This window comes from Elusimicrobiota bacterium (genome assembly GCA_016721625.1).
Classification (GTDB): domain Bacteria; phylum Elusimicrobiota; class Elusimicrobia; order FEN-1173; family FEN-1173; genus JADKHR01.
The window spans coordinates 322931-345904 of the sequence record JADKHR010000001.1 but is presented as its reverse complement, the minus strand read 5'-3'; the positions used below and the strand labels follow the sequence as shown (position 1 = coordinate 345904).

Genomic DNA, 22974 nt, shown 5'->3' with positions numbered 1-22974 from the left:
TCCCGAATCGCTCAAAACAAAGAGTGCTGACTCTTAGTTGAAGTTATAGCCGGTGAGGACCGATTCCCTCTTCGCAAGCCGGTCCTGCATGTATTCGTTAAACGAGAAAAACATGTAGCCGCCTGCCAAATTGTAAACCTGGGTATAGCCCAGATTCTGTAAGGCCAGCACGGCATTGTAACTACGCTGTCCACTTCGACAATAAGCGTAAACAGGCCGATCCTTTGGAATTTCTGACACCCGGCCGCGAAGCTGGCTCAAGGGTATATTCTTTGATCCCCTAACGACACCCGCCCCAACCTCATAATCTTCGCGGACATCCAGAATATAGGCCCCGCTGGCAACCAACGAGCGCAATTCCGAAGGCAATACCTGTTTGAATGTGCCGTCCAGCAAATTCCGACCGACATAGCCCGCCATGTTCGTCACATCCTTTGCTGTCGAAAACGGAGGGGCGTAGCACAGTTCAAGACCCATGAGATCCCGAATGGTGGCGTTAAAATGAATGGCCGTTGCGATCACGTCGATCCGCTTATCGGCCGCGCCTTTGCTGATGGCCTGCGCACCCAGAAGACGGCCGCTTGGCTTCTCAAAGATCACCTTCAGAAAAACCGGGGTGGAGTTCGGCATGATCCCAACAATGTCTTGCGGTGAAACCAGCGCGACATCATAACTGAGCGGCGATTTCATTTGCTTGATCTGCTCTTCTGTCAGGCCGGTGGATGCCGCGTTGTATTCAAAAACCTTGATGCAGGAGCTGGCGATATAAGCGGGATGAGTGAAGGGCAAGCCTTTGATGCTGTTCGCCACGCCTCGCGCCTGGATCTGGGCTGGCCAGGCCAGCGCTATTTTAAACTTTTCTTTGAGGAAGGCATGATCCACTTCAATCGCATCGCCGATGGCATAGATATCCGGATCATTCGTCCGGCATTCGGCATCCACAGCAATGGCGCCGGTGGCCCCAAGGGTCAACCCGGCCGCTTTCGCCAGTCGGGTTTCCGGAGTCACGCCAATGGCCATGACCACGCCATCCGCCTTGATCTTCCGGCCTGACCCGAGCACCACCGTGTTTTTCTCGAACGACGCGACTTTATCGTTCAGCACGAGTTCAATGCCGTGATCATCCAGTGATTTGTGCAAGAGTTGAACCATGTCGGCATCGTAGATTCGAAGGATTTGCGGCATCGCTTCCACCAACGTCATCGCATATCCCGCCTCGCGAAGGTTTTCCGCGACTTCCACGCCGATGAACCCGCCGCCGATCACCACCATCTTCTGTCCCGCCGCCGGAGTAATGCTTTGCTTCAGGCCGACCACATCGCCGACGTTGCGCACCTCATGTTTGTTCACCAACTCGATGCCGGGAATGGGGGGAACGATGGCGGCGGCACCCGGGGAGAGAACCAGCTTATCGTAAGATTCCTCGTAGGTGGTGTTTTTGGTTCGGTCCAGAACCGTCACGGTTTTTGATTTCCGGTTGATCGCCGTGACTTCCGACATGGTGCGAACATTGATATTGTACTGGGTCAGAAACTTTTTCGGGGACATCATCACCAGGGTCTCCGATTTTTCAACCACACCGCTCAGGTAATAAGGCAGACTGCAGTTGGAAAACGAAACGTTCTCGTCCCGTTCAAAAACAGTGATCTGGTCTCCCTCATCCAATCGCCGCAGTCGCGCCGCACAAGACGCCCCGCCCGCCACTCCGCCAACGATAATGACTTTCATGCTCTTCCTCCTCAAATACTTTGACTTTGGGCACGTTACCCAATGCAGAGAGTGTTGTCTATGACGGTAGTCATCTCCCCAACGAGCATTTCAGAAAGCGGTGACGCGTTGAATGACCCAAAACATGGCCACGCTCCCGATGGCGTAGGATGGCAGAAATTCCAGGGGGGCCAAACGTTTTTGGTCAGAGGGCGATAGGCGTGACGCCGCCAGCCGCAGGAGCGCTCGAAAAGACAGGACGAAACCGATGAAAAGGAAATGGCCCATTTCAACCCCTAGGCTAAAAAACAAAAGGGCCGTGGGAATGTGTCCGTCTGGTAAACCGGCGTCTTTGAGTCCGCTGGCAAACCCCAGCCCGTGCATAAGTCCAAACATCAGGGCCACGAGCCACGGCGCCTTGGCCGTGAGGCCCCCGAGCCCTTGGCGGCCGCGCAAAATCTCCGCCGCCACGAAAACGATGCTCAGCGCGATGACGGCCTCCACGGGTTGTTGTGGGATGTGGACATACCCGAGCGTTGCCAGAGTGAGCGTGAGGCTATGGGAAACGGTAAACGCGGTCACGGTCCGAGCCAGCGACCAACCGCTGCGGGTGATAAGGATCAGCGCGAGCACGAACAGGAGATGGTCAACGCCCGTCAAGATGTGTTCGATGCCGAGCGCGGTGTAGGTGCGTGCGACGCCCAAAGCGGTCTCCGGGGCCGCGATCCTGAACGAGGGGGCGGAGGGGGTGAGTCGCGTCACCTGCGTTGTGCCGTCAAGACGTTCCAATCGCACAAGCACGTCGGTCGCAGTGGCCCTTAAGCCCGCGATACGAATCACGCCACGGCCAAGGCCGCCGGGGCACCGGACGGTCCAGCGTTCGGTGGAGGCGTTGTAGGCCATCGATCCCTGAGGTGGAGTGACATCGGCGCAAGCCATGGGAAGTTCCACAGAGAGCCCCAGCCGCAAGTCGCCCTGGCCGGGGACTTTCCACAGCACGTCGTAGGTTTCTGGCCCGTTCTGGCGCAGTTCAAGATAGGCGGGGCGCACCTCGTGCGCGCGCACAGTGGCGGCGAGCGTGAGGAACAGAGTCAAGGTCAAAAACGCGCGATTCATTTGTTTGACGCGATTTTGATCGCGTCCGCCGGACCCGGCGTTTCGATCGTCACGGTGTAACGCGTGAGAAGATTTTGGTAGAACTTTTCATTCGCTTGGAGCCGATGGTCATTGTCCCAATCGCGGCGCACCGCGTCCTGAACCTCCGCAAGGGAGGACACTCCCCCTCCCGCGCGTTCCCTCACGAACACCAGATGCGCCCCGAAAGCGGATTCCACCGGCCCTTGCCATTGCCCTACCGGAATCCCCTCCAACGATTTGGCGAATTTATCGCCGAACAATCGGGCGATCTCACGGGACGGGAGCGCTTTATATACGTTATCCAACATGATCGGATCGCCCAATTTTGAGACGTCGGTTTTGGTTCTCATTTTATTTAACTGGGCCAGCAGTCGCGCGGCATCTGGCGCGAGGCGTTGAGCGTGTTTTTCAGGGTTAAGAAACACCTGTTGGAAAGTGACCTGTGGGTCCCGGCGATAGAAATCAGGATGTGCCTCCAGATACGCCTTCAGCTCGTCTTCAGTGGGTTGAGCCCGGATGGCGACATCGTCGGAGAGGAACTCCATCTTTTGTTGCAAGCGGCGGCGGATGATGCTGTCGTCTTTGTCCAAGCCGAGCGCCAGCGCTTCGCGGTAAAAAACCTCTTCCCGCACCCGCTGTCGGACCAACCCCTCCCACTCCTCGGCCGTCGGCGGCCGTTGACGGGTGCGGGTGAAGTTTTCCCATAGGGAAGCCAGTTGGCCTTGGGTGATGACGATCTTTCCCGGCGCGCCCCCGGCCCCCGTGGACACAAGGCTGTAAACCGCGAACATCGCCGCCCCCAACAGCAGGAAGTGGAGGAGCGGTTCGCGCGCGAGTTTTTTAAGGGCTGTCATTTCCCCGGCGTGTACCAGATGGGCGAGGTGTAGGCGCGGTCGGTGACGATTCGATGGAATTCGTGTAGGTCGCGCTCGCCACATTCACGGTGTTACCGACAGCGGTTTCACATCGTCCATCCCGGCCGATCGTGCGTCCTCCCGAGACCGCCACGTCGAAGATGCGCTCTTCTGTCTTGCCGTCTTTGCCGAGCCAGCCTTTGATGATTTGGATGCGGTCGAGGTTGGGGCCGTCCGTATCGCGCATGGCCTGAACCAGAAAGACCGGGCGTTTTCCGGCCGGCGCCTGGTTGAGGTCGCCGCCCATGGGCACGCCATGGGCGTAACCGTTCGCCGCGAAGTCAGGACGATGGAGGTCCGCCTTCAGAAAATCCCATCCCGCGAACACACGGACGACGGGGCGGTCGCCCGTGGTGGCATAAACTTCCCTGCGTTTAAGCGCGTCCCAGATCGCTTCGCGGGTGTTCTCGCGCGCCCACACGCCGCCCAACCCAGCGGCTTGTTCCCCCCACACCGACACCACGGGCGTGCCGTCCTTCCCCATGGCGAGCGGGGTTTTCCAACGGTCTGGCGAGGGCAGTCCGTTGGCGAACTCCCCGAAAAAGTTGTCTTCCCTCGTGGTGACCACGCCCACATGGGCATCGTTGCCGCCGATCAGGCCGGCCTTGTAGGGGTTGGTTCCAAGTTTTGCGTCCATCTCCAGTCCCAGCTTGAGCGCCGATCGGACATAGTTGCTTTGGAGCAATTGATTATCTTTCAGCGGCTCCAATTTCCCGAAGTCAATGTCCCATCGCTCGAAGTTGGAGAATTCATCGTTCGGCGAAAGGTACGGATGTGTCTCGCTGTCCCCTTTGATCTGCGTCGCCTCCAAAAGCGGCTCGTGGTTGGCGCGCGATTCAGCGTATGCGCGGTCCATAGGTTTCCCGTCATAGGTCTGGGCCGTGTACATCATGCCGTTGCTCAGATTGCCGTTGTGCGGAATGGCGAAAACCTTGCCGCCGGTCTTCTTTTCGTAGGCGTCCATATAATTCCAGAGGTCCGCCGGATCTTGGCTATCGAAGGTGGAAAACGGAACGACCTGGTTCACGCGATCCGCGTTGTCGCGAAAAATGACGGTGCGATGAAGGTTCGCGCCGCCGGGCGCGGAGGTCCACTCAAAGCCGTGGAGCGTGGTAAAAACGCCCGGCTGGTTCCACTTTTCAGCGGCCGCGGTGGCGTGCGCCCAGGCCCCGGCGGCAAGTTTGTCGCTATTGAAGACGGGTTTTCCGGTCTGCATGGAGACAACCGCTTCGATGGCGGCTTTAACGCCTTCCTGAGGACTCGTTTTGGACATTTCATACCATCGCTTGCCCTGGGGATTGGCCAGGAGATCGGGACTCCCGGCGCGGATTTGATCGGAAATGCCGAGATACTCGGCGTGATCGGTGATGGCGACCCAATCGAGAGGTCGGTCCTGTTTGAATCGCTGGCCGTTGTCCATAACGACTTCTCCGCCCGTGGCGACCCGGAAAAGATCGTCGGGGGTCAGCGTAACCCCAAACATCCCCGAATCAAAGGAGTAGCCGGTGTGGACGTGGGCCACGCCCCAGTAGACGCGCGTGGGAGTGGCCTCTTGCGCCGAGGAAAAAGTTCCAAAACCGCCAAAACTCATGGCCACCAGGACCACGCGGGCCACGTCAGACAATCGTATGTAACGTTTCATAGGTGTCTCCCTGCTTTTGGGTTTATTTTTTTTGGTGAGCGGGGGCCCAGCCATCAGCGTGTCCTCTCCGCTTCTTAATTCCAGCCAAAATAGGGCTACCAGAGTATAGAATAAACCCAGACCTGGTTATTAACGGCAGACTTTTGCCAGACGGTCTGCCGGTTCAGCCGATTGTGGATGAAATGAGAACGGAAGGTTCAATTGAACCGATAGTTCACGGACAGGGTGAACACATGAAACCACGCGAAGGTATAAACGGCGTCGGTGTCCGAACCGCCTTCAATGGTGCGGTAACCCCCGCCGAATTCCCAGCGGTCGGTGGCATGGTAAAATCCCTGAACCGTGGCATCGATGGCTCGCCCGGGGCCGCCCGCCAGCCCATCCATTTCGAACAGCGTTCGCCATTTTGGAGCGGCTTGCCAAACACCGGAAAGGTGCAGAAGCGGAACCAGACCGATGTTGCTTTTAGCCGCCTGTTGTCCCCCCTGTTCCAGGGCGATTTTGGCGTCGCGCACCAACAACGTCCCCCCCCAGGACCAGTTCCATTTCTCGCTTTGATGAAATTGGTAGCGGTACGTAAGCCGGTACGTGTCGAATTGATAGGTGGCCTTGACCGGCGTGCCTTTCACAAAGGTTTTATCAACGAAGAACACATCCTCGTCCAATGTCCCCGTCCCCTCCGCGCGAACCGGGGCCGCGGTCAAGCGAAGGCCGTGCTTGTCGGCAAACCGCCATTCCCCCCAAACCCGCACCACCGGGACCGGCCCGCTCCCTTGAATGTCCTTCAGCGAAAAACCGGTCCCCGTGTCCCCCGGAATGCGCACGTCGTTTCGGCTCTGATACCCCGCCCCCGCTTCCACCCCCGTCAAAATCTCGGCGTGAACCGCCCAGGAAACAAAAGGGATCCCTAAACAAAGGACGAACGACTTAATAAAAAATGACTGTTTCACGATATCCTCCATCATTCATTCGAGTGAACTAAAAGATTTTTCCTTCGCAAATTACCATATCAAAAGAGCTAAAACGGCCGCCATGCGACGCCAACCGGTGAAGTGACGTATAAATCCATTGGTTTGCCGAAACGGCCATAGAAGCGCAACGTCTGACACAGATCCGCTTCGAATTCCTGCTGGAAAAAACAAAAGCGCTCGACCGATTGCGCGGCCAACTCAACCCGCGCCAGGAAAAAGCATTGTTGAGGATGTATCAGGAAGGGCCGGAGGGTTTTAAAGGAGGCATGTCCGCAGAGAAATATATCCGCATCGCCGAAACGTCCCGCGCCACAGCCACCCGCGACCTGCAAAATCTAGTGGAATTAGGCGCCCTGAAACGAAAAGGCAACCTCAAAACGACGCGGTATTATCTCCCACATGAGCGGGAAACAGCCGACGACCAGGCATGATTATTTTGGATCTTCCGTTCGACATGTTGATTTTTTGGACTCGCCCCCCTGTAGACGACGTTTTGCGTGCGGCGCGCGTTGTGCCGGCGATTGGCCGCCAGCCGGTTCGCCTTGGCGAAGCCCAGAGACCGGCCCGAAGGGACATATGAGCCGCCCGTCCAAACGGCGCAACACGTCTTTCCCCCTCTTTGCGTGCCAAAAGAAGGGGCCGGCCAGCCGCCCGGAACGACAAGTGGCCAGGACAGGTTTTGAAGAGCGCCTGATCGACGACAAAAATTCAATGTTTTTATACACGAAACCCAGAAGACCCATTATTTTGTAAAAATTCTATGTCAACTAAATAACATGATAAAGTTACTTAATCAACATAAATAACAACATCGTTCGTTTTTATAACAGACAAGTAGGGGCGATTAGAAACAATAATGTGAACAATGCCGATCAACGGCCGGGCATAAAGGCGATCGGGAGAATTATCGTAGATCGAAGCGGTCTAAGTTCATGACTTTGGTCCAGGCCGCGACAAAGTCTTTAACGAATTTTCCCCCCGAATCCTCTTGGGCATACACCTCGGCCAGGGCGCGCAACTGGGCGTTGGACCCAAACACCAGGTCCACGCGAGTGGCGGTCCATTTTAGATTGCCCGTTTTTCGATCTCGGCCTTCGAAAGCGTCCGCGGCTTCGGAGGTGGGTTTCCACACGGTTCCCATGTCCAAGAGGTGAACGAAGAAGTCGTTCGTTAGTTCGCCGACCCGCGTGGTTAACACGCCGTGAGACGAGCGGCCCGCGTTGGCTCCCAGAACACGCAGTCCCCCCACAAGCACCGACATTTCCGGCGCGCTTAAGGTTAAGAGTTGGGCCTTGTCCACCAACAGTTCTTCGGCGGCGACGGCGAAGTTCTTTTTCTGGTAATTGCGGAATCCATCGGCTTGGGGTTCTAAGACGGCGAAGGATTCCCCGTCGGTTTGTTCAGGCGAAGCGTCGGTGCGGCCCGGGGTGAAGGGCACGGCCACGGGATGCCCGGCGGCTTTGGCCGCCGATTCAACACCGCAGGCCCCGGCCAGCACAATGAGGTCCGCCAGGGACACTTTTTTACCGCCCGTTTGGGCGGCGTTGAAGGCGCGCTGAATGGTTTCAAGCGCGCCCAAAACCTTGGCCAACTGCGCCGGCTGGTTAACCTCCCACTCTTTTTGCGGCGCCAGTTGAACGCGCGCGCCGTTGGCGCCTCCGCGCTTGTCCGAGCCGCGAAAGGTGGACGCCGACGCCCAGGCGGTGGACACCAGTTCCGACACCGACAGGCCCGAGGCCGATATTTTGGCTTTTAGGTGAACGATGTCCTTGTCGTCGATAAGAGGATGATTCAACGAAGGAACAGGGTCTTGCCAGATCAGGTTTTCCGCCGGGACTTCGGGGCCGAGGTAACGGGTTTTGGGTCCCATGTCCCGATGGGTGAGCTTAAACCAAGCGCGGGCAAAGGCGTCGGCGAAAGCCTTTGGATCCTTATGGAACCGGCGGGAAATGGGCTCGTAGGCCGGGTCGAAACGCAACGACAGGTCCGCGGTGGTCATCATAGGCCGGTTCTTTTTAGATGGGTCATGGGCGTCGGGGATCATGTGTTCGGGCTTGACGTCTTTGGCCAACCACTGCCAAGCGCCCGCCGGGCTTTTGACCAGCTCCCATTCGTAACCAAACAGCATATCGAAGTAACCGTTGTCCCATCGGGTGGGGTTGGGTTTCCAGGCGCCTTCAATGCCGCTGGTGGTGGTATGGACGCCCTTGCCAGTGCCCAGTTTGTTGATCCAACCGAGGCCCTGCTCTTCCATGGGGGCGGCTTCGGGTTCGGGTCCCACAAGTTTTGGGTCTCCCGCGCCGTGGGCTTTGCCGAAAGTGTGGCCACCAGCCACGAGTGCCACCGTTTCTTCGTCGTTCATGGCCATACGGGCGAACGTCTCGCGCACATCGCGGCCCGAGAGTTTTGGGTCGGGGTTGCCGTTGGGGCCTTCGGGATTCACGTAAATGAGCCCCATCTGAACGGCGGCCAAGGGGTTTTCCAATTGACGATCGCCGCTGTAGCGTTTATCTCCCAGCCAAGACGTTTCACGGCCCCAATATATGTCTTCTTCGGGTTGCCAGATGTCCACGCGGCCCCCGCCAAAGCCAAACGTTTTAAAGCCCATGGACTCCAACGCGCAGTTGCCCGCCAGAATCATTAGATCGGCCCAGGATATTTTGTTTCCATACTTCCGTTTGATGGGCCAAAGCAGACGCCGTGCCTTGTCCAGGTTTCCGTTATCGGGCCAACTGTTCACTGGCGGAAACCGTTGGTTTCCCGTGCCCGCGCCCCCGCGCCCGTCGGCGGTACGGTAGGTCCCGGCTATGCCAGGCCATTCGAATGAACAATCCTCCGTAATGGCCCCAGTCCGCGGGCCACCAATCTTGAGAGCTGGTCATAAGCGTGAACAAATCTTTCTTTAAGGCGGGCAAATCGAGTTTCTTAAATTCCTCCGCGTAATTGAAATCGGCTCCCATGGGGTTGGACGATGGCGCGTGCTGGTGTAAAATACCCAGGTTCAATTGGCGAGGCCACCAGTCACGGTTGGAGGCCCCTCCGCCGGCAGCGGCGGTTTTTCCTGAATTTCCAGCAAACGGGCACTTGGCATTGTCACTCATCATCGCACTCCTTCAATCCGCTCTCGCTTATTTCGCGGGGAACGTCTCTACGGTGACTTGGCGGATCTTCCCGGTGAATTTTTCTTTCTTGTGGTATGCCGGGAACACGGGGGTGTTTTCGTCCGTGCCCACATCGGCGGATTCGTCGATGCCGAAGGTGTTGGCGTTGGTTTTTGCGATCAGCCCCTCGGCGATTTTTTTGCCGTCCAGGAAAATCGTTCCCTTTCCTCCGGCCCCTCGACCGCCCGCGTAATCAAAGGCGAATTTGAGCGTGTGGGGCCCCGCCGGGACCTTTTGTGTGGCCGTCACGGTGTAGGTTTCCAATCCCACCCAATTGTAGGAGTAAGCGGGTTTTCCATCCATCAGATAGAGGGTCCAACCACCAAAGTCCCCCCCTTGGCAGAGGATCACGCCGGAAGCGTCGGCCGGGATGTCGAGATCGGCGGTAATGGCCAGCGAGGTGTTCTTAACATTAATGAACGCATTTTCGGGGATGCCGGTCGCACCTTCGTAGAGAACCAGTTTCGTGCGCCCGTTCATGAGGTCCGGACGCCCGGCGATAGCGGGATCAAAACGCTCGATGCTTCGGTCGTCGATTGGCAAGACGTTGAATTTGACCGCCTCTTCCATGAACAGCTTTTTGAGCGCTTCGAGTTTTTCCGGATATTTTGCGGCGAGATTCCGGGACTGGCTAAAGTCCTCGTTCACGTTGTAAAGCTCCCAAACATCCTCCGCCAGAGGACGGCGCGGTTGGGCTTCCCAGGGCGCTTTATGAATGGTTCCCGCAAACCAACCGTCGTGATAGATGGCCCGGTTGCCGATCATCTCGAAATATTGGGTTTTCCGGGCGTCGGGCGCTTTGCCGTTTTCATAGGAGTAAGCCATGCTCACGCCTTCCATGGGCCGTTGTTCAATGCCGTTCACCACGCGGGGGGCGGGAACGCCCGTCGCCTCGTAGATGGTGGGCGCTACATCGACAACATGGTGAAATTGGGAGCGGATTTGGTTTTTGGCCTTGATCCCAGCGGGCCAATGGACCACCGTCCCGTTTCTCGTCCCGCCGAAGTTCGAGGCCACTTGTTTGGACCAGGTGAACGGCGTGTTGCCGGCGATGGCCCAGCCGGCCGCGAAATGGTTGTAGGTCTTTTCTGTCCCCAAATCGTCGATCCGTTGTAACTGCATATCCAGGGTCTCCTGAACCGAATTGAAATAGGTGTTTTCATTGAACATGCCGATCATGCCGCCCTCGGCGCTGGAGCCGTTGTCGCCGACAATGTAGAAGAACAGGGTGTTGTCCATTTCCCCCCGGGCCTCAATGGCCTGTATCAACCTGCCCACTTCCAAGTCCGTGTGTTCGGCGAACCCGGCGTACACCTCCATCTGCCGGGCGAAAAGCCGTTTTTCGTCCGCGGACAACACCGACCAATCTTTGATGTCGGCCGGTTTCGGGGCCAACCGTGTGTTCTTGGGAACAATGCCCAACTTTTTTTGCCGCGCTAATGTTTCCTGGCGCAATTTGTCCCAGCCTTGGTCGAACTTTCCTTTGTATTTTTCAATGAAGGATTTCGGAACATGGTGCGGCGCGTGGGTGGCGCCGGGAGCGAAATACATATAGAAGGGGTTCTCCGGCGTGAGCGATTGCTGGGTGTTCATCCAGCGAATGGCCTGGCTGGTCATGTCCGTCGTAAAATGGTACCCGGGGGCTTCCACGTCGGGATAGACCCGCGTGATGCCGTCGTAGATCATGGGGTGCCATTGATTGGTCTCGCCCCCGATAAATCCATAAAACTTTTCAAACCCCGATCCCGTGGGCCAGCGGTCGTAGGGACCCGAAACGGATCCTTCCCAGGGGGGCGTTTCATGGTATTTGCCGAAGGCGGCCGTGTTGTAGCCGTTCATTCGGAGCACCTGGGCCACCGGCGTGATGGTTTGCGGACGGATCCCCGTGTTGCCGGGAAAAGCCGTGGCCACTTCCATGATGGCTCCGGCGTTATTGGAGTGATGGTTGTAACCGGTCAGAAGCGCCGTGCGGGTCGGAGAACTGAGCGCCGTCGTGTGGAACCGGTTGTAGCGAAGACCGTTAGCCGCGAGGCGTTCCAAATTCGGCATATGGATTGGTCCGCCGAACGCGCTGGAATGGCCGAACCCGATATCGTCCAGCAGAACGACGACCACGTTCGGCGCGTTGGCCGGGGCCTTGACGTTGAACCGCGACGGGGCGTTGGCCTTCCGAGCGTCCAATTCCGTCACAATGGGGTAGGAAGGTTCTTTGATGGGGAGAACCGATCGATCCAATCCGTCGGGGACGGATTTCTTTTCAACGTTCGGGACCGTCGCCGACGCCGGGGTTCCCCCCACAATCAAAGCCAAACCGGTTTTTGCCATTTGAGACCACGATGATGGAGCATTTCTTTTCATGGAAGGCCTCCCTTTGACCTAAACAAGATGTTGGCATTTAACGATCAGCTAATCAATATTTTTGGGGGTTTTTAAAAAAACGTAACAGACCTTGCGCGTGAGGCGATTGGGAGCTATAATCGCTTCACATTATGGAGCGTTTACGTTACATTTGGCAATCCCCGGATTGGCCGACTTTTACATGGAAAGCGGAGTCTTTGCTTTCTTCCTTGTCTCAAGTTCGATTGGTCCAGGGGGCCCTTTTGCAAAAGATGTCGGGGCTCGGGATTGATTTGGCAAAGGAATCGGAATCCCGCGTTTTGACGGCTGAGGCGATCAAGACCGCGGCCATTGAAGGAGAACTGTTGGATCCGGCGGCTGTCCGGTCATCGGTGGCGCGGCGGTTGGGCCTTCCCACGGCGGGACTGCCGCGTGCCGCCCGTTCGATCGATGGGCTGGTGGATGTTTTGTTGGACGCCACTCTTCATTTCAATAATCGCTTAACCGCCAAACACCTTAAAGGGTGGCAGGCGGCTCTCTTTCCTACGGGCTATTCGGGTTTTCATAAGATCCGGGTGGGGCAATGGCGGGGAACTGAACCGATGCGCGTTGTCTCGGGCCCCCTGGGCCATGAACGAATTCACTACGAGGCCCCCCCCCAACGCCGCCTTCCACTCGAAATGTCCCGCTTTCTAAAATGGTGGAACCAAGACTCCCTTTCAACGGATGGGCTTCTGAGGGCTGGGGTGGGTCATTTTTATTTTGTGACCATCCACCCGTTTGAGGACGGCAACGGAAGAATTGCTCGAGCGTTAACGGATACAGCCCTTGCGCAAGATGAGAAATCGGGACGGCGTTGCTATTCCATGTCCACGGCCATCATGGATAACCGGTCCTCCTACTACGATGTTTTGAAAGCTGTTCAAAAGGGTCTCTTGACATTACCCCCTGGCTCCTCTGGTTCCTGACCACCCTCGCGGACGCCATTCGAAACTCCGACGGTCTCCTGAGCTCGATTCTGACAAAAGCCCGGTTTTGGCAAGACCACGCCGCTGTTGAATTAAGCCCTCGTCAACGAAAGGCGCTGAACGCTATGTTGGATTGTGAGCCAGAGGGGTTTGCCGGTGGAATGACCACACGCAAATTCGTGGGAATGACTCGAGCGAGTCGCGCAACCGCCTTCCGCGAATTGGCCCACCTTGTGTCCGTGGGAATTCTTAAACCGGCCTCACCCCAAGGAAGATCCACCGCGTATCATCTCGTCCTGCCCACGATCCCCGCCTCCGTAAACAAATACAGGCAAATCCGTTAGTCAACCGAACCCTCCGTAGGACATTGTCAAATCTGGTTGGAACTTTGCGGATCAATTCAGTCGGGAACCTTGAAATGGATCCTGTGTCGTTTCTTTGGATTCGTCCCTTTCCCGGGGACAAATTTACAACACCGTTATCGCTTAAGAGATGGTCATTAATGTATTGCACTTCAACGTTATCAGGAATTTTATCGATAGATCGCAGCGTTTTTCCGTCGATGTATTTTGAAAAATTAAGTTTCCAGCATTCACAATCCTTTTCGCCAGGCAAACGCGCATGCACATGAGACGGAACTTGGTGATCAAAATAGAGATTGCCCAGACAATCAAACCATTGCAATTTAGCGCTGCCGACATTCTCCGGACGCGGATTTGACCAAAGCATTTTGCCAGTATTTGGATCAAGTTCTTGTATAAAAGGTTCATTAGCGTTATGAATAAATAATCGCTTGTTTGAAAACCATCTCACCATACAATAGTTATCTAATATTTCCTTTTGCCAAATCACTGTCCCATCCGTTGCCCTCAACATTGTTAAGATAAACTGCCCATTTCCAGAGTTATCTTGCCCATAATCTGAATGTGTTCCCACCAAAGCCATTTGATTATATATGCCAAGTCCTATGGCAGGACCAATCTGCAATTCCCCATGTTTTTCAATTCCCCATCGCCATCGCCAGATCTCAGTGCCTGTTTGTGCTGACAGTGCAATAACCTCCCCTTCATCACCAAACAGAAGCAACCCATCGATCTCGAAGTTGGCAAACTCTGATGGCTCGGCCTTTACCTCCCATTTGCGTGTGCCATTTTCATTATACAGACACACCAACGATCTAAATCCTTCTTTAATCAGAATGTCACCAATTCCTGTCACGAATTTCAGGGTGTCCGAGTCATATCTTCCTTCGAGAGGCCTGCCGAAATTGTCCAATCTGCCGGGCAATGGATATTCCCAACGGACGCGGCCAGTTTCCCCATCAAGGCACTGAATTCGCGCGGGATTCCATCTTTCGACAAAGGTGGTGCCATTAGGGGCTGCCATAAAGGGTATTGCCAAACCGTCAGGGTATGAATCCGAAGGAAGTGGAGGATCCATCTGGTCTGCTGTGGGAAAAGTCCAAAGAGCGGTCGGTTCAGCGGGGGGTGGTAGGCCCGGTTTGATTTTTTTGGGGTTGTATGGAGGTTTCTCAGTAAAACAGAATTTAGTTTTTCCGGTTTCTATGTCAATAAGGAGATAGGGAGGATGTTTTTCAAAACTACCACCAATTACCAGGACCAATCGTCGAGTTCCCGATTGAACATACACTCGATGATAATAATCTGCAGAAGACCTAGGACCCTCCAGGGGTCCGTACCTCGCTTTAGCTCTGTCTTCTTTTGAAAGAGGGAACAGGCGACATTTCCCCTCCCAGGTCGGACTCCCATCATCGGAAAGGAAGCTGAGGCTTGGGGGTCGAGGAAAATACCCCTCAGGCAATATAATGGTCGAATAAAAGGTCGCATGAATCTCTACAGCGGTAACGGGGTTATTAAAGGGGAAATGGGGGCGATCCCCTTCTGTATTAGGATCCCACTGCTGAACCTTTACTTCTTCAATTACAATGGAGACCTTAGTCGGTTTTGGTTTGGGAATCCTCTCTTTTACCGACAGTGAAATTTTTTTTCGTAGTTTGAACGTTTTGACAGGCGATTCGCACTTTCCAGTAGAAGCCATGAAAATCATGAGACAGAATAGCGTCAAGGATACTCTATTTCCCATGTTGGGTGTGAATCCCTGTTCCATATTGGAGAAGGTTAGCGATATTCCAAAGCGCCGCTTGAGGGGGGTGAGGCGAAGGCCCCGCCGATGTAATCCGCGGTTACCCCCAACCCTGTCGCCCCGAGCCCCGGCAATCGGAGGTAGGCTGAAGGGAGAAATCGCCACCGATCGGGTTCGTCAAGTCCACATCGCCCCCGACACCGTTCATTTCAAACCCCGTTCCGGAACGAAAGGAAGCGACCGAGGCGTAAGGAGTTCCGTTGTATCCCACGATGTTCCCCATTTCGGTGTAGCAATTGTTGTCAATGACGGGCGCCACAAGGACCCCACTGGAATACAGGTGGGTGACGGGGGCTGTGGTATGAAATATATTATTTTGGATGCGGGCTTCGCCCGCTTGGTTGAAGACGGCGAGCTGAATGGGTGGGTTGCTAAAAAAAGTGTTTTGAAAGACGCGTAGGCCGGCGGCCGTAGGCGCGTTGTAAACAAGCCCCCCCTGACCGTTTTGGTGGATAAGTGAAGACGTTAAAGTGAGACTGAGCGAGGTGGCTGTGGGATCGGCAACGGCGATGCCACGGTCGTTAATTTTAACGTTCATCCGGTGCAGGAGAACTCCGCCGATGTTGCCGACCAACCGAACGCCATCCCCAATGGAGTTGCTGATCGTGCACCGCTCCAACCGGATTCCAGACATGGTGCCCGCTCCGGCATCGGCCATCACGCGGATGCCGTGACCCTCCGTGCCATAGCGGCGGCCGGACCAGCCGCGACCGGTGTTGGCAACGAGGACTCCCGCGACAGTGACGTCCGTGATCGAACTGCCGGTGGTGCCGCCGTTGCTCAGGACCGAGATTTCCACCCCAGCGAAACCGCAACGGTCGATGGTCGAGTCCCGAATGTCAATTCCCGAAACCGTGTTGTTGCTGTGAAAGGTTTGGGGAGAGATGCCGCTGTCAAACACCCGGAATACGCTTACCCCGGTGACAGACCCTTCCGAAGAATTGGTGTCGAACTCGACGCCGTTACCGGCGTAAATATAGGTCGGGGGTGCGGCCGGGTTTGGGGCGATAACAGCCCCGCCCCCATCCGAGATTTCAACGGAAGAAACAGAGCAGCCACGGCAATTTTCGAAAAGCACGCCGTTGAGACTGAACCGGGTGATATGGATATTTCGAATGACAATGTTGCTCTTGGAAGCGGCCAGAACCCCGAAGATCTTGACGCTGGCCCTGTAAACAGAACCCGCGGGAGCAGCGGCAGGTTTAATGTAAATCGTTGACAGAGCGAAATCGAACGCATACGTTCCCACCGACTGGCCCGCGAAGGTGGTTGTCGGATCCGTGTTCCAAGGGACAAAAGCCATCAGTGTCCCATTCTCGGAAATGTTGCCCAACGCCTCGCCTGGGGAAAGAAGAACCGCCTGTGAATAGAGCCCCGAGCCAAGGCTGGTCCAACCCGCAAGCATGCGGGAGCCGTCAATTCTTGGCGCAGCGCCAGTGCCATAGGCGTCGAGAGTAAACCCGAGGACGGGACGGTGAGCTGTTCTGCACCTGTTTCGCCGCGCTTAAGGTAGACCACCGTACCGGAGGGAAGGGGAGCGGACGCTACCCGTGCGAGGGTTTTCCAAGGAGATCACTGGAAGAGCCGGAGGCCCCGTCATCCCCCAGGCTGGCGTCGACAAAATACGCGGGGGACGCGGGAGGGTTCTCGAGTGTTTTGTCGCGCGCTTCCCGTCCGGCTTGACGGGCGACGCCGACGGTGCCAAATTGCGCCGCTGTCGCAGGGAGGGCCGCCAATAACAACAGAAAGAAACGGTTCTTCACGATCGACGTCGTCCGATATGCCATTGGAGAGATGTATTGATCGCGAGGTCTAAGGTGGAACCCTCGACACCACCCCCGGCGTCAGCGCGGCCGTAGGAAGGGCCGGCATCGATGTTTAATGAGAGACGATCGGTGAGGGCCCGTTCGACACCTATAAAAGCACCCACGACACCCCCCTTCGCTGTCACACCACTGTCTTCGTATCGAAAAATGCCGGTTTCAATCCCGGGGTACCAATGAAGCCGTGAGGACAGGGAAAAGAAACGGAAAAAGCGAAGTCCGGCAAAGGAGGTGCGTTCCCCCGCAGACGAAAGGCTCTGGACCCGGGCCTCAACTCCCAGGGCACGACCCACCCAGCGCACCCCAACCCCCGGCACGTTGAGGCTGAGAGACCAACCATGAGGAACGTCCTGTCCAAAAGCGGAATGGCCAACTGTTCCCATAAGAATCGCCAAAATAACCGCTTTTTTAAAGTTCACTTTTAAAGTTTAACATTTGTTTTGTTAATACGCCATTATTCGAATTGAGCCCGGCGAATATGCTACCACACCATTTTACAGCATGTCCGCGCAAATTCGCCGTGAGCGCACGGAATACTATGATGTGCTTGAGCGAACCCAAAAAGGCCCGTTGGATATAACAGAGTGGATGAATTGGTTTTTGGAATGCTTGGATCGAGCCATTGCAGGGGCGGAGGGTTCCTTGGCCGCTGTGTTCAGAAAGGACCAGTTCTGGAAGACCTATGCCCATCTCGGGTTGAAGGAGCGTCAACGGTTTATGTTGAAAAAACTCCTGGACGGAACTTTTGAAGGAAAACTTTCTTCATCCAAATGGGCAAAGATGGCCAAGTGCTCACAGGACACGGCTCAACGGAATATTATTGAACTTGTGGACCACGGCATCTTAGCAAAGGACTCGGCCGCCGGACGAAGCACCAGCTATTCCTTAAAAAGTAGTGATCTTTAGCCCCCCCTACTTCCCCTTTGAAACGGGGTCGGGCAGAGGGGCCACCTCCACCGTCACGCGGTTGATTTTTCCGGTGAATTTGGATGCCCGCTCCGCGCCGATGGTTTCCACCACCGGCGAGGCCAAATCAATCCCCACATCCGCCGTTTCGTCGGCGGAGAAGATGGCCGGCTGGGTTCGCTCAATTCGGCCCTCCGCAACTTTTTTCCCATCAACGTAGAGGGTGCCCAGCCCCCCTTTGCCAACGCCTCCCCCGTCGTAAGCGAATTCAAACCGCAGGGTGGCGGGGCCAGGTTTTAATTTTTCTTTCCCGGCGACGGTGAAACGTTGCATCCCCAGGAAGTTATAGTCATAGCCCGGAATCCCGTCTTTCACATAAACCGCCCAGCCCCCAAACCGTCCTCCCTGGGCCATGACGATCCCTTGCCCCCCCGTCGTGGGAACGTCAATCTCGGCGGTGATGGTTTTTGAGCGGTTTTTGATGTTGAGGAATGTGTTCTCAGTCATCCCCACCATCCCCTCGGCCAGGGTGATCGACGTACGGCCAGCCATGAGGTCCGGCCGTCCAACGTTGGAAGCGATGATCCGTTCAAACACGCGATCGTCGATCGGCAGGGCGTAGTTCTTTTCCGCCTCTTGCATGAACAAGGCTTTGAGTTCCTCCAGCTTTTTGGGATTGGCTTTAGACAGGTCGGTCACCAAACTGAAGTCCTTGCGCAGGTCGTAGAGTTCCCAGATGTCATCCGCCAGCGGGCGACGGGGTTTGGGTTCCCAAGGGGCGCGGTGAATGGTGCGCGCGTACCATCCGTTGTTGTAAATGGCGCGGTTTCCGAACATTTCGAAATATTGAGTGGTGTGACGCTCTTTGGCTTTGGGATCGTTAAAGGAATAGAGCATACTCACCCCGTCCATGGGACGTTGCGGGACGCCGTTGACCACCTTGGGTTCCGGAAGCCCCGCCGCCTCAAGAATCGTCGGCGCCACGTCAATCACGTGGGCGAATTGGGAACGGATTTGGTTTTTTGCCTTGATCCCACGGGGCCAGCGGATGGCCATGCCAACTTTTGTGCCGCCCGGATCGGAGCCGACCTGTTTGGTCCAGGTGTAGGGCGTGTCGAGGGCGACGGCCCAGCCCGCGGCCATGTGGGGATAGGTTTCGGGCCCGCCCCACTTGTCCATGACTTTCAGCATGTCCTCCACTTTTTCCTGCACGCCGTTAAAATAAGTCATCTCACTGAACATTCCGTTGGCGCCGCCCTCGGCGCTGGTGCCGTTGTCGCCATAAATGAAGACCACCATCGTGTTATCCATTTGGCCGGTCTCTTCGACCGCTTTGATCAAACGTCCGATGTGATGGTCCGTATAATCCAAAAAGGCGGCGAACACTTCGAATTGGTGGGCGAACAGCGTTCTTTGATCTTTCGTCAATTTGTCCCAATCCGGAATGGCGTCGGGTTTGGGCGCCAGTTTGGTTCCCTTGGGCACAATGCCGAGTTTGATCTGGCGAGCCAAAATCTCTTTGCGGAGGACATCCCAGCCGCCGTCAAACTTGCCTTTCCATTTCGCAATCCACTCAGCCGGCACATGGTGGGGCGCGTGGGTGGCGCCGGGGGCGAAGTACATAAAGAAAGGCTTTTCCGGCGCCAGGGCCTTTTGAAACTTCATCCAGGAGATGGCTTTGTCCGTCATGTCCGCCATGAAATGATACTGGGGATCTTCAGGAAGCTCCACGGCGGTGGTCCCGTCGTACACAAACGGGGCCCACTGATTGGTCTCTCCTCCCAGAAATCCATAAAATTTATCGAACCCTTGCCGCGTCGGCCAACGGTCAAAGGGGCCAGACGCGCTCGCCTCCCAGGCCGCCAATTCATGCCACTTGCCGAAAGCGCCGGTGCCGTAGCCGTTTAAGCGTAACATCTCCGCCAACGGCGCCACATTGGCGGGAATTTGCCCAGTGTTCCCGGGGAAGGCGGTGCCCGTCTCAATGATAGCGCCCATGTTGTTGACGTGATGATTGCGCCCGCTTTTCAAAGCCGCCCGAGTAGGTGAAGACACGGCGGTCGTATGGAAGTTGTTATACCGCAAACCCTCGCGGGAGATCTGGTCGAATGTCTCCGTGGGAACCGGCCCGCCAAAGGCGCTCGTCCCGCCAAACCCCAAATCGTCCAAGAGAACCACCATAACGTTCGGCGCGCCGGCCGGCGGTTGAACAGCCGAATGAGTCGGCGGCGTGGCGTTCCGCACATCCAGCACACGGCTGGTCGGATAAACGGGTTCGCGCAGTGGAAGAATGGTGCGATCGAGCGGGTCCTGATTTTCGGTTTTGGCGGCCACGACCGGAGCCGCGTTCCCCAAAAGTAGCGACCCCGCCGACACCCAGGCGCCAATTCGGGTTAATGTTTTTTCTTTAAATTGCATGGGCTTGCCTCCACGAACTGTCGTTTTATGCCGTCCACGTCGATAGAACCATCCTATTAAAAACAAGTCGGGAACGATAGAGAATTAAAACTGAAACCCCGCTCCTAGGTAGAAGCCGCTTGCGGTCATGTCCCAGATAAAACCGTCTTTTTCGTAATCCTGGTATAAGGTTCGATAACCGAACTTAGCGGAAACGCTTTTGGCGAACTGCCAATTGATTCCCGCCAGGAGCTGATAGGTGAGGTCGGAACCGACGCCAAACCCGCCGATGTCCGCGGCCCCCACGGCCGTCCACTTCTTCGCCAGCGGGTAGAGACCCCGAACGCCGATCACCGGGTCCCACCAATTTTCACGGCCGTCAACGCTACGACTTCCATCAGGCAATAAGTCCGCGCCAGTGGTGGCGGCAAGGTTTAGCCGCGCAGAAATGGTGGTGGCGCGCGCCGCGCCGATCACGTCCACCGACCCCTTTTTGTCGACCACACGGTATCCCGCGGATAACTGATAAATTTCTTCCGTCATCGTGGCTTCCAGAGTGCCGCTATTGGAATTGCCTATGGGCCCCTGCCAGGAGCGGGTCTTTTCGTCCTTTAATTTAAAAATACACCCCTTCAAAGGCAAACGACCAGGGCCCGCGTTGCGCCTCGATCAAACCCATGAACCCCGCGTCCAGATTTTCGAGAATGTCGCCGAAACTCATATCGACATCGCCGGTCACGGAGTTCACACCGGTCGTTCCGTTCAGTCCCGCGGCAAAGAAATAGGGAGTGATGTCGAAACGCCACGCGTTTGGGTTATTTTGCGCTGTGGCTGGTGTCTTTGCGTCCGAAAGGGGACTGGACCAAATCGTCAACCCGACCAGACCCATTCCAAAAGTGAACATCGCAAGTCGTTTAATCATCTCTTTCCCCCTTATCACACCGAGCCGCGTAATTTCAATCATAAAACCATTATTTGAAGGTTTTGAAAAGGAGCGCCCATTCAGAAGGGCTAAAATGGCTTTTGTAATCCATCAATGCCTGGAAATTTTTATCCTCCCAGGATTTTTCGGCATCGTCGAACTTGCGTAAAACATCCAGATACTCTTCCGTCGACGCGTTTCGGCGTTTAACAACAGATTCAAACGGCGAAGCCAATTCGCGGCCGGATTTCTGATATTCCTTGTACAATCCTTTAATGTTATTCAGCGATTGATTGGCCTCCTTTTCCCGGACCTTGTCAAGCAAGATTTGTTTTTGCTGTTTTTTCACGATTTTCGTGGCATGCAGAAATGGAGCCGAACTCCCCCCACCAAAAATAAGAATCGCCAATAAGGCCCAAATCATTGGTCCCCTGCTTTAAAAAGAGTTAAAAACTTGTTTTAGCAATCGCTGACGCGAAGAAAGGAGCCGCTTCCATTCCTCGTCCGTCATGAGTTCCGCCATTTGCTGACGAATAAGCAAGCACTCATTTCTCAACGCCCCGCGTTTTTCGCGGTAATTTTCGGTCAGCATTTTCAAATCAGCCGGCGTGGTCTCGAACCTCTCGATTGAAGCCAAACACTCCTTCTGAAAGACCGACTGTTGTGCTTCCATTTCCCGGAACAACGGCGCCAGCTTTTCGGAAAGGGCAATAATCTTGTCCGCCCGGTCAGAATCTTTAATGGTTTTCGTGATCGACGCCTTTGAATTATCCATTTCCAGCTGAAGGCGTTGGGCGCTGTCCGAAGCCTTTTCTTTGCATCCCAAACACATCACCAGAAAAGGAAGGATAAAGACAAACGTTGCATTCCCAATAATTATTTTTTTCACAACGGCTCTATTATCTTAAAGAAACCCAGGTAAGCGACGCGTTCTCATTTTAATGGCCGGAATGCAACCGTTTCTGGCCTTCCACAATTTTGTGCCACCCGTAGGTGAGGGACAAAGTGACCCCGTCCATTTTGAGGTCGCTGGGAGAACTGTCGTTGATCGTGGACATGTAGGCGGTGGTGAGAGACAGGTTGTCCGTAATCTGATACCCAAGCGTGAGGCCGACGCCTAAATTGTTCAACGATGTGCCCTCCACCCCATTCACCGTCGACTTGCCACCCGTCATCTGGTTCCCATCCAAGGAAAACCAAAAGTTATCCGTAAAATCCCGCGTCAAATGGGCTTCCCATTGAAACATGGGATCGGTTTTCAATTTTTTACCGTTCACGTAATTGGTGTTGTCCGTGAACATCCAAACGGAGGGAAGAAGTTCGAAGGTGGTGCGTCGTCCAGGGACCCAGGGGCCGATTTGCCAGACGAGGGGCGCGCCCACCCGGCCGTACCAGCGGTTTTGGCCTAAATTTACTGCCTGCTCGCTGTCATACTCTCCCAGAGGAGCCGCCACGTCGAGGATCACGTCGAGAGAAAACTTCGGCTCATAACGCAGGAGGTCGGGAATGTTCTTGATGGCTTTAGGCCCGATGATGTTCAACCCCAGCTCCAGCATCGGGTCCCCATACCCAGAGGCGGTTTCGACCACCGTGGTGGGGCCTACGATGGCGGTACTGGAAATACGGCCCATGGGCTCCAAAAAAGCCACGGTCAGCGTGCGGTCGAACACCGGCAACATTTTCGCGAAACCGACCACATTAATATCCGCATCGATGCTTGCGTTCGCGTTAACAACGTGCGCCGGATCAAGAGGGTTGGCGTTGCCGTTCAAGTGTTGAGAAATGACCGGCACGGCGTTGGCTCCCGCGAGGCTTTTCCAGTAGAAGCGCGGCGGCACGAGGGCCTGCGCCAGCATCGGGCCGGACAATAGAAGCGCGGTGAACGCCGTTTTGATTTTAAGCGTTGAACGAGGGTGAGTGGTCATG

15 protein-coding genes and 3 pseudogenes are annotated in these 22974 nt (G+C 55.6%); 3 read left to right on the top strand and 15 right to left on the bottom strand.

The window, feature by feature from the left end:
• Positions 1–33 precede the first annotated feature (33 nt).
• The 5 genes and pseudogenes from IPP35_01415 to IPP35_01395 all read right to left on the bottom strand — a co-directional run bounded on the left by IPP35_01415 (position 34) and on the right by IPP35_01395 (position 6350).
• On the bottom strand, positions 34–1728 hold the full coding sequence (locus IPP35_01415) for an FAD-dependent oxidoreductase (GenBank protein MBL0057795.1): 1695 nt from the start codon (positions 1726–1728) through the stop codon (positions 34–36).
• Positions 1729–1818: 90 nt separating this feature from the next.
• Positions 1819–2823 (bottom strand): HupE/UreJ family protein, encoded by a 1005-nt coding sequence (locus tag IPP35_01410; GenBank protein MBL0057794.1) that lies wholly within the window; start codon positions 2821–2823, stop codon positions 1819–1821.
• Positions 2820–3698: a peptidyl-prolyl cis-trans isomerase gene (locus tag IPP35_01405; protein MBL0057793.1), complete on the bottom strand. Its 879-nt coding sequence runs from the start codon at positions 3696–3698 to the stop codon at positions 2820–2822. Before IPP35_01405 ends, IPP35_01410 begins: the two co-directional genes overlap by 4 nt.
• Positions 3695–5349, bottom strand: a pseudogene (locus IPP35_01400) (DUF3604 domain-containing protein). Before IPP35_01400 ends, IPP35_01405 begins: the two are co-directional and overlap by 4 nt.
• Positions 5350–5597: 248 nt before the next feature.
• On the bottom strand, positions 5598–6350 hold the full coding sequence (locus tag IPP35_01395) for a hypothetical protein (protein MBL0057792.1): 753 nt from the start codon (positions 6348–6350) through the stop codon (positions 5598–5600).
• A gap of 206 nt (positions 6351–6556) precedes the next feature.
• Between IPP35_01395 and IPP35_01390 the strand changes: the two genes are divergently transcribed.
• Entirely contained in the window at positions 6557–6802 is a 246-nt protein-coding gene (locus tag IPP35_01390; protein MBL0057791.1) for a hypothetical protein, read from the top strand.
• Positions 6803–7275: 473 nt separating this feature from the next.
• Here IPP35_01390 and katG read toward each other — a convergent pair.
• Positions 7276–9472: pseudogene (katG, locus tag IPP35_01385) on the bottom strand (catalase/peroxidase HPI).
• A gap of 27 nt (positions 9473–9499) precedes the next feature.
• Positions 9500–11857, bottom strand: a complete 2358-nt coding sequence (locus IPP35_01380) for an arylsulfatase (GenBank protein ID MBL0057790.1) — start codon at positions 11855–11857, stop codon at positions 9500–9502.
• A gap of 164 nt (positions 11858–12021) precedes the next feature.
• Between IPP35_01380 and IPP35_01375 the strand changes: the two are divergent.
• Positions 12022–13181, top strand: a pseudogene (locus IPP35_01375) (Fic family protein).
• On the opposite strand, the gene IPP35_01370 reads toward IPP35_01375, so the two are convergent.
• Together IPP35_01370 and IPP35_01365 are read right to left on the bottom strand one after the other, a co-directional pair.
• Positions 13087–14904, bottom strand: coding sequence for a PQQ-like beta-propeller repeat protein (locus tag IPP35_01370; GenBank protein ID MBL0057789.1), 1818 nt, complete (start codon positions 14902–14904; stop codon positions 13087–13089). The pseudogene IPP35_01375 and the gene IPP35_01370 overlap by 95 nt on opposite strands.
• A 136-nt stretch (positions 14905–15040) precedes the next feature.
• Entirely contained in the window at positions 15041–16405 is a 1365-nt protein-coding gene (locus IPP35_01365; GenBank protein ID MBL0057788.1) for a right-handed parallel beta-helix repeat-containing protein, read from the bottom strand.
• 961 nt (positions 16406–17366) lie between these two features.
• Here IPP35_01365 and IPP35_01360 point away from each other — a divergent pair.
• Positions 17367–17729: a hypothetical protein gene (locus IPP35_01360; protein ID MBL0057787.1), complete on the top strand. Its 363-nt coding sequence runs from the start codon at positions 17367–17369 to the stop codon at positions 17727–17729.
• Positions 17730–17735: 6 nt separating this feature from the next.
• On the opposite strand, the gene IPP35_01355 is transcribed toward IPP35_01360, so the two are convergent.
• The 6 genes from IPP35_01355 to IPP35_01330 form a co-directional block, all read right to left on the bottom strand.
• Positions 17736–20147 (bottom strand): arylsulfatase, encoded by a 2412-nt coding sequence (locus tag IPP35_01355; GenBank protein MBL0057786.1) that lies wholly within the window; start codon positions 20145–20147, stop codon positions 17736–17738.
• An 84-nt stretch (positions 20148–20231) separates the two neighbouring features.
• Positions 20232–20669, bottom strand: coding sequence for a hypothetical protein (locus tag IPP35_01350; GenBank protein MBL0057785.1), 438 nt, complete (start codon positions 20667–20669; stop codon positions 20232–20234).
• Positions 20670–20742: 73 nt separating this feature from the next.
• Complete coding sequence (locus IPP35_01345; GenBank protein ID MBL0057784.1) at positions 20743–21048, bottom strand: hypothetical protein; 306 nt, start codon at positions 21046–21048, stop codon at positions 20743–20745.
• A gap of 49 nt (positions 21049–21097) precedes the next feature.
• A complete protein-coding gene (locus IPP35_01340; protein MBL0057783.1) occupies positions 21098–21457 on the bottom strand; it encodes a hypothetical protein in 360 nt (119 codons plus the stop codon).
• Positions 21458–21484: 27 nt separating this feature from the next.
• Positions 21485–21937, bottom strand: coding sequence for a hypothetical protein (locus tag IPP35_01335; protein ID MBL0057782.1), 453 nt, complete (start codon positions 21935–21937; stop codon positions 21485–21487).
• 49 nt (positions 21938–21986) lie between these two features.
• Complete coding sequence (locus IPP35_01330) at positions 21987–22973, bottom strand: transporter (protein MBL0057781.1); 987 nt, start codon at positions 22971–22973, stop codon at positions 21987–21989.
• Position 22974: the final 1 nt, after the last annotated feature.

What these genes read in the sequence shown, in the direction of transcription:
- IPP35_01415 (MBL0057795.1), bottom strand. Translation starts at nt 1,728, where the DNA reads ATGAAAGTCATTATCGTTGGCGGAGTGGCGGGCGGGGCGTCTTGTGCG.
- IPP35_01410 (MBL0057794.1), bottom strand. Translation starts at nt 2,823, where the DNA reads ATGAATCGCGCGTTTTTGACCTTGACTCTGTTCCTCACGCTCGCCGCC.
- IPP35_01405 (MBL0057793.1), bottom strand. Translation starts at nt 3,698, where the DNA reads ATGACAGCCCTTAAAAAACTCGCGCGCGAACCGCTCCTCCACTTCCTG.
- IPP35_01380 (MBL0057790.1), bottom strand. Translation starts at nt 11,857, where the DNA reads ATGGCAAAAACCGGTTTGGCTTTGATTGTGGGGGGAACCCCGGCGTCG.
- IPP35_01370 (MBL0057789.1), bottom strand. Translation starts at nt 14,904, where the DNA reads ATGATTTTCATGGCTTCTACTGGAAAGTGCGAATCGCCTGTCAAAACG.
- IPP35_01365 (MBL0057788.1), bottom strand. Translation starts at nt 16,405, where the DNA reads ATGCTTGCGGGTTGGACCAGCCTTGGCTCGGGGCTCTATTCACAGGCG.
- IPP35_01355 (MBL0057786.1), bottom strand. Translation starts at nt 20,147, where the DNA reads ATGCAATTTAAAGAAAAAACATTAACCCGAATTGGCGCCTGGGTGTCG.
- IPP35_01350 (MBL0057785.1), bottom strand. Translation starts at nt 20,669, where the DNA reads ATGACGGAAGAAATTTATCAGTTATCCGCGGGATACCGTGTGGTCGAC.
- IPP35_01345 (MBL0057784.1), bottom strand. Translation starts at nt 21,048, where the DNA reads ATGATTAAACGACTTGCGATGTTCACTTTTGGAATGGGTCTGGTCGGG.
- IPP35_01330 (MBL0057781.1), bottom strand. Translation starts at nt 22,973, where the DNA reads ATGACCACTCACCCTCGTTCAACGCTTAAAATCAAAACGGCGTTCACC.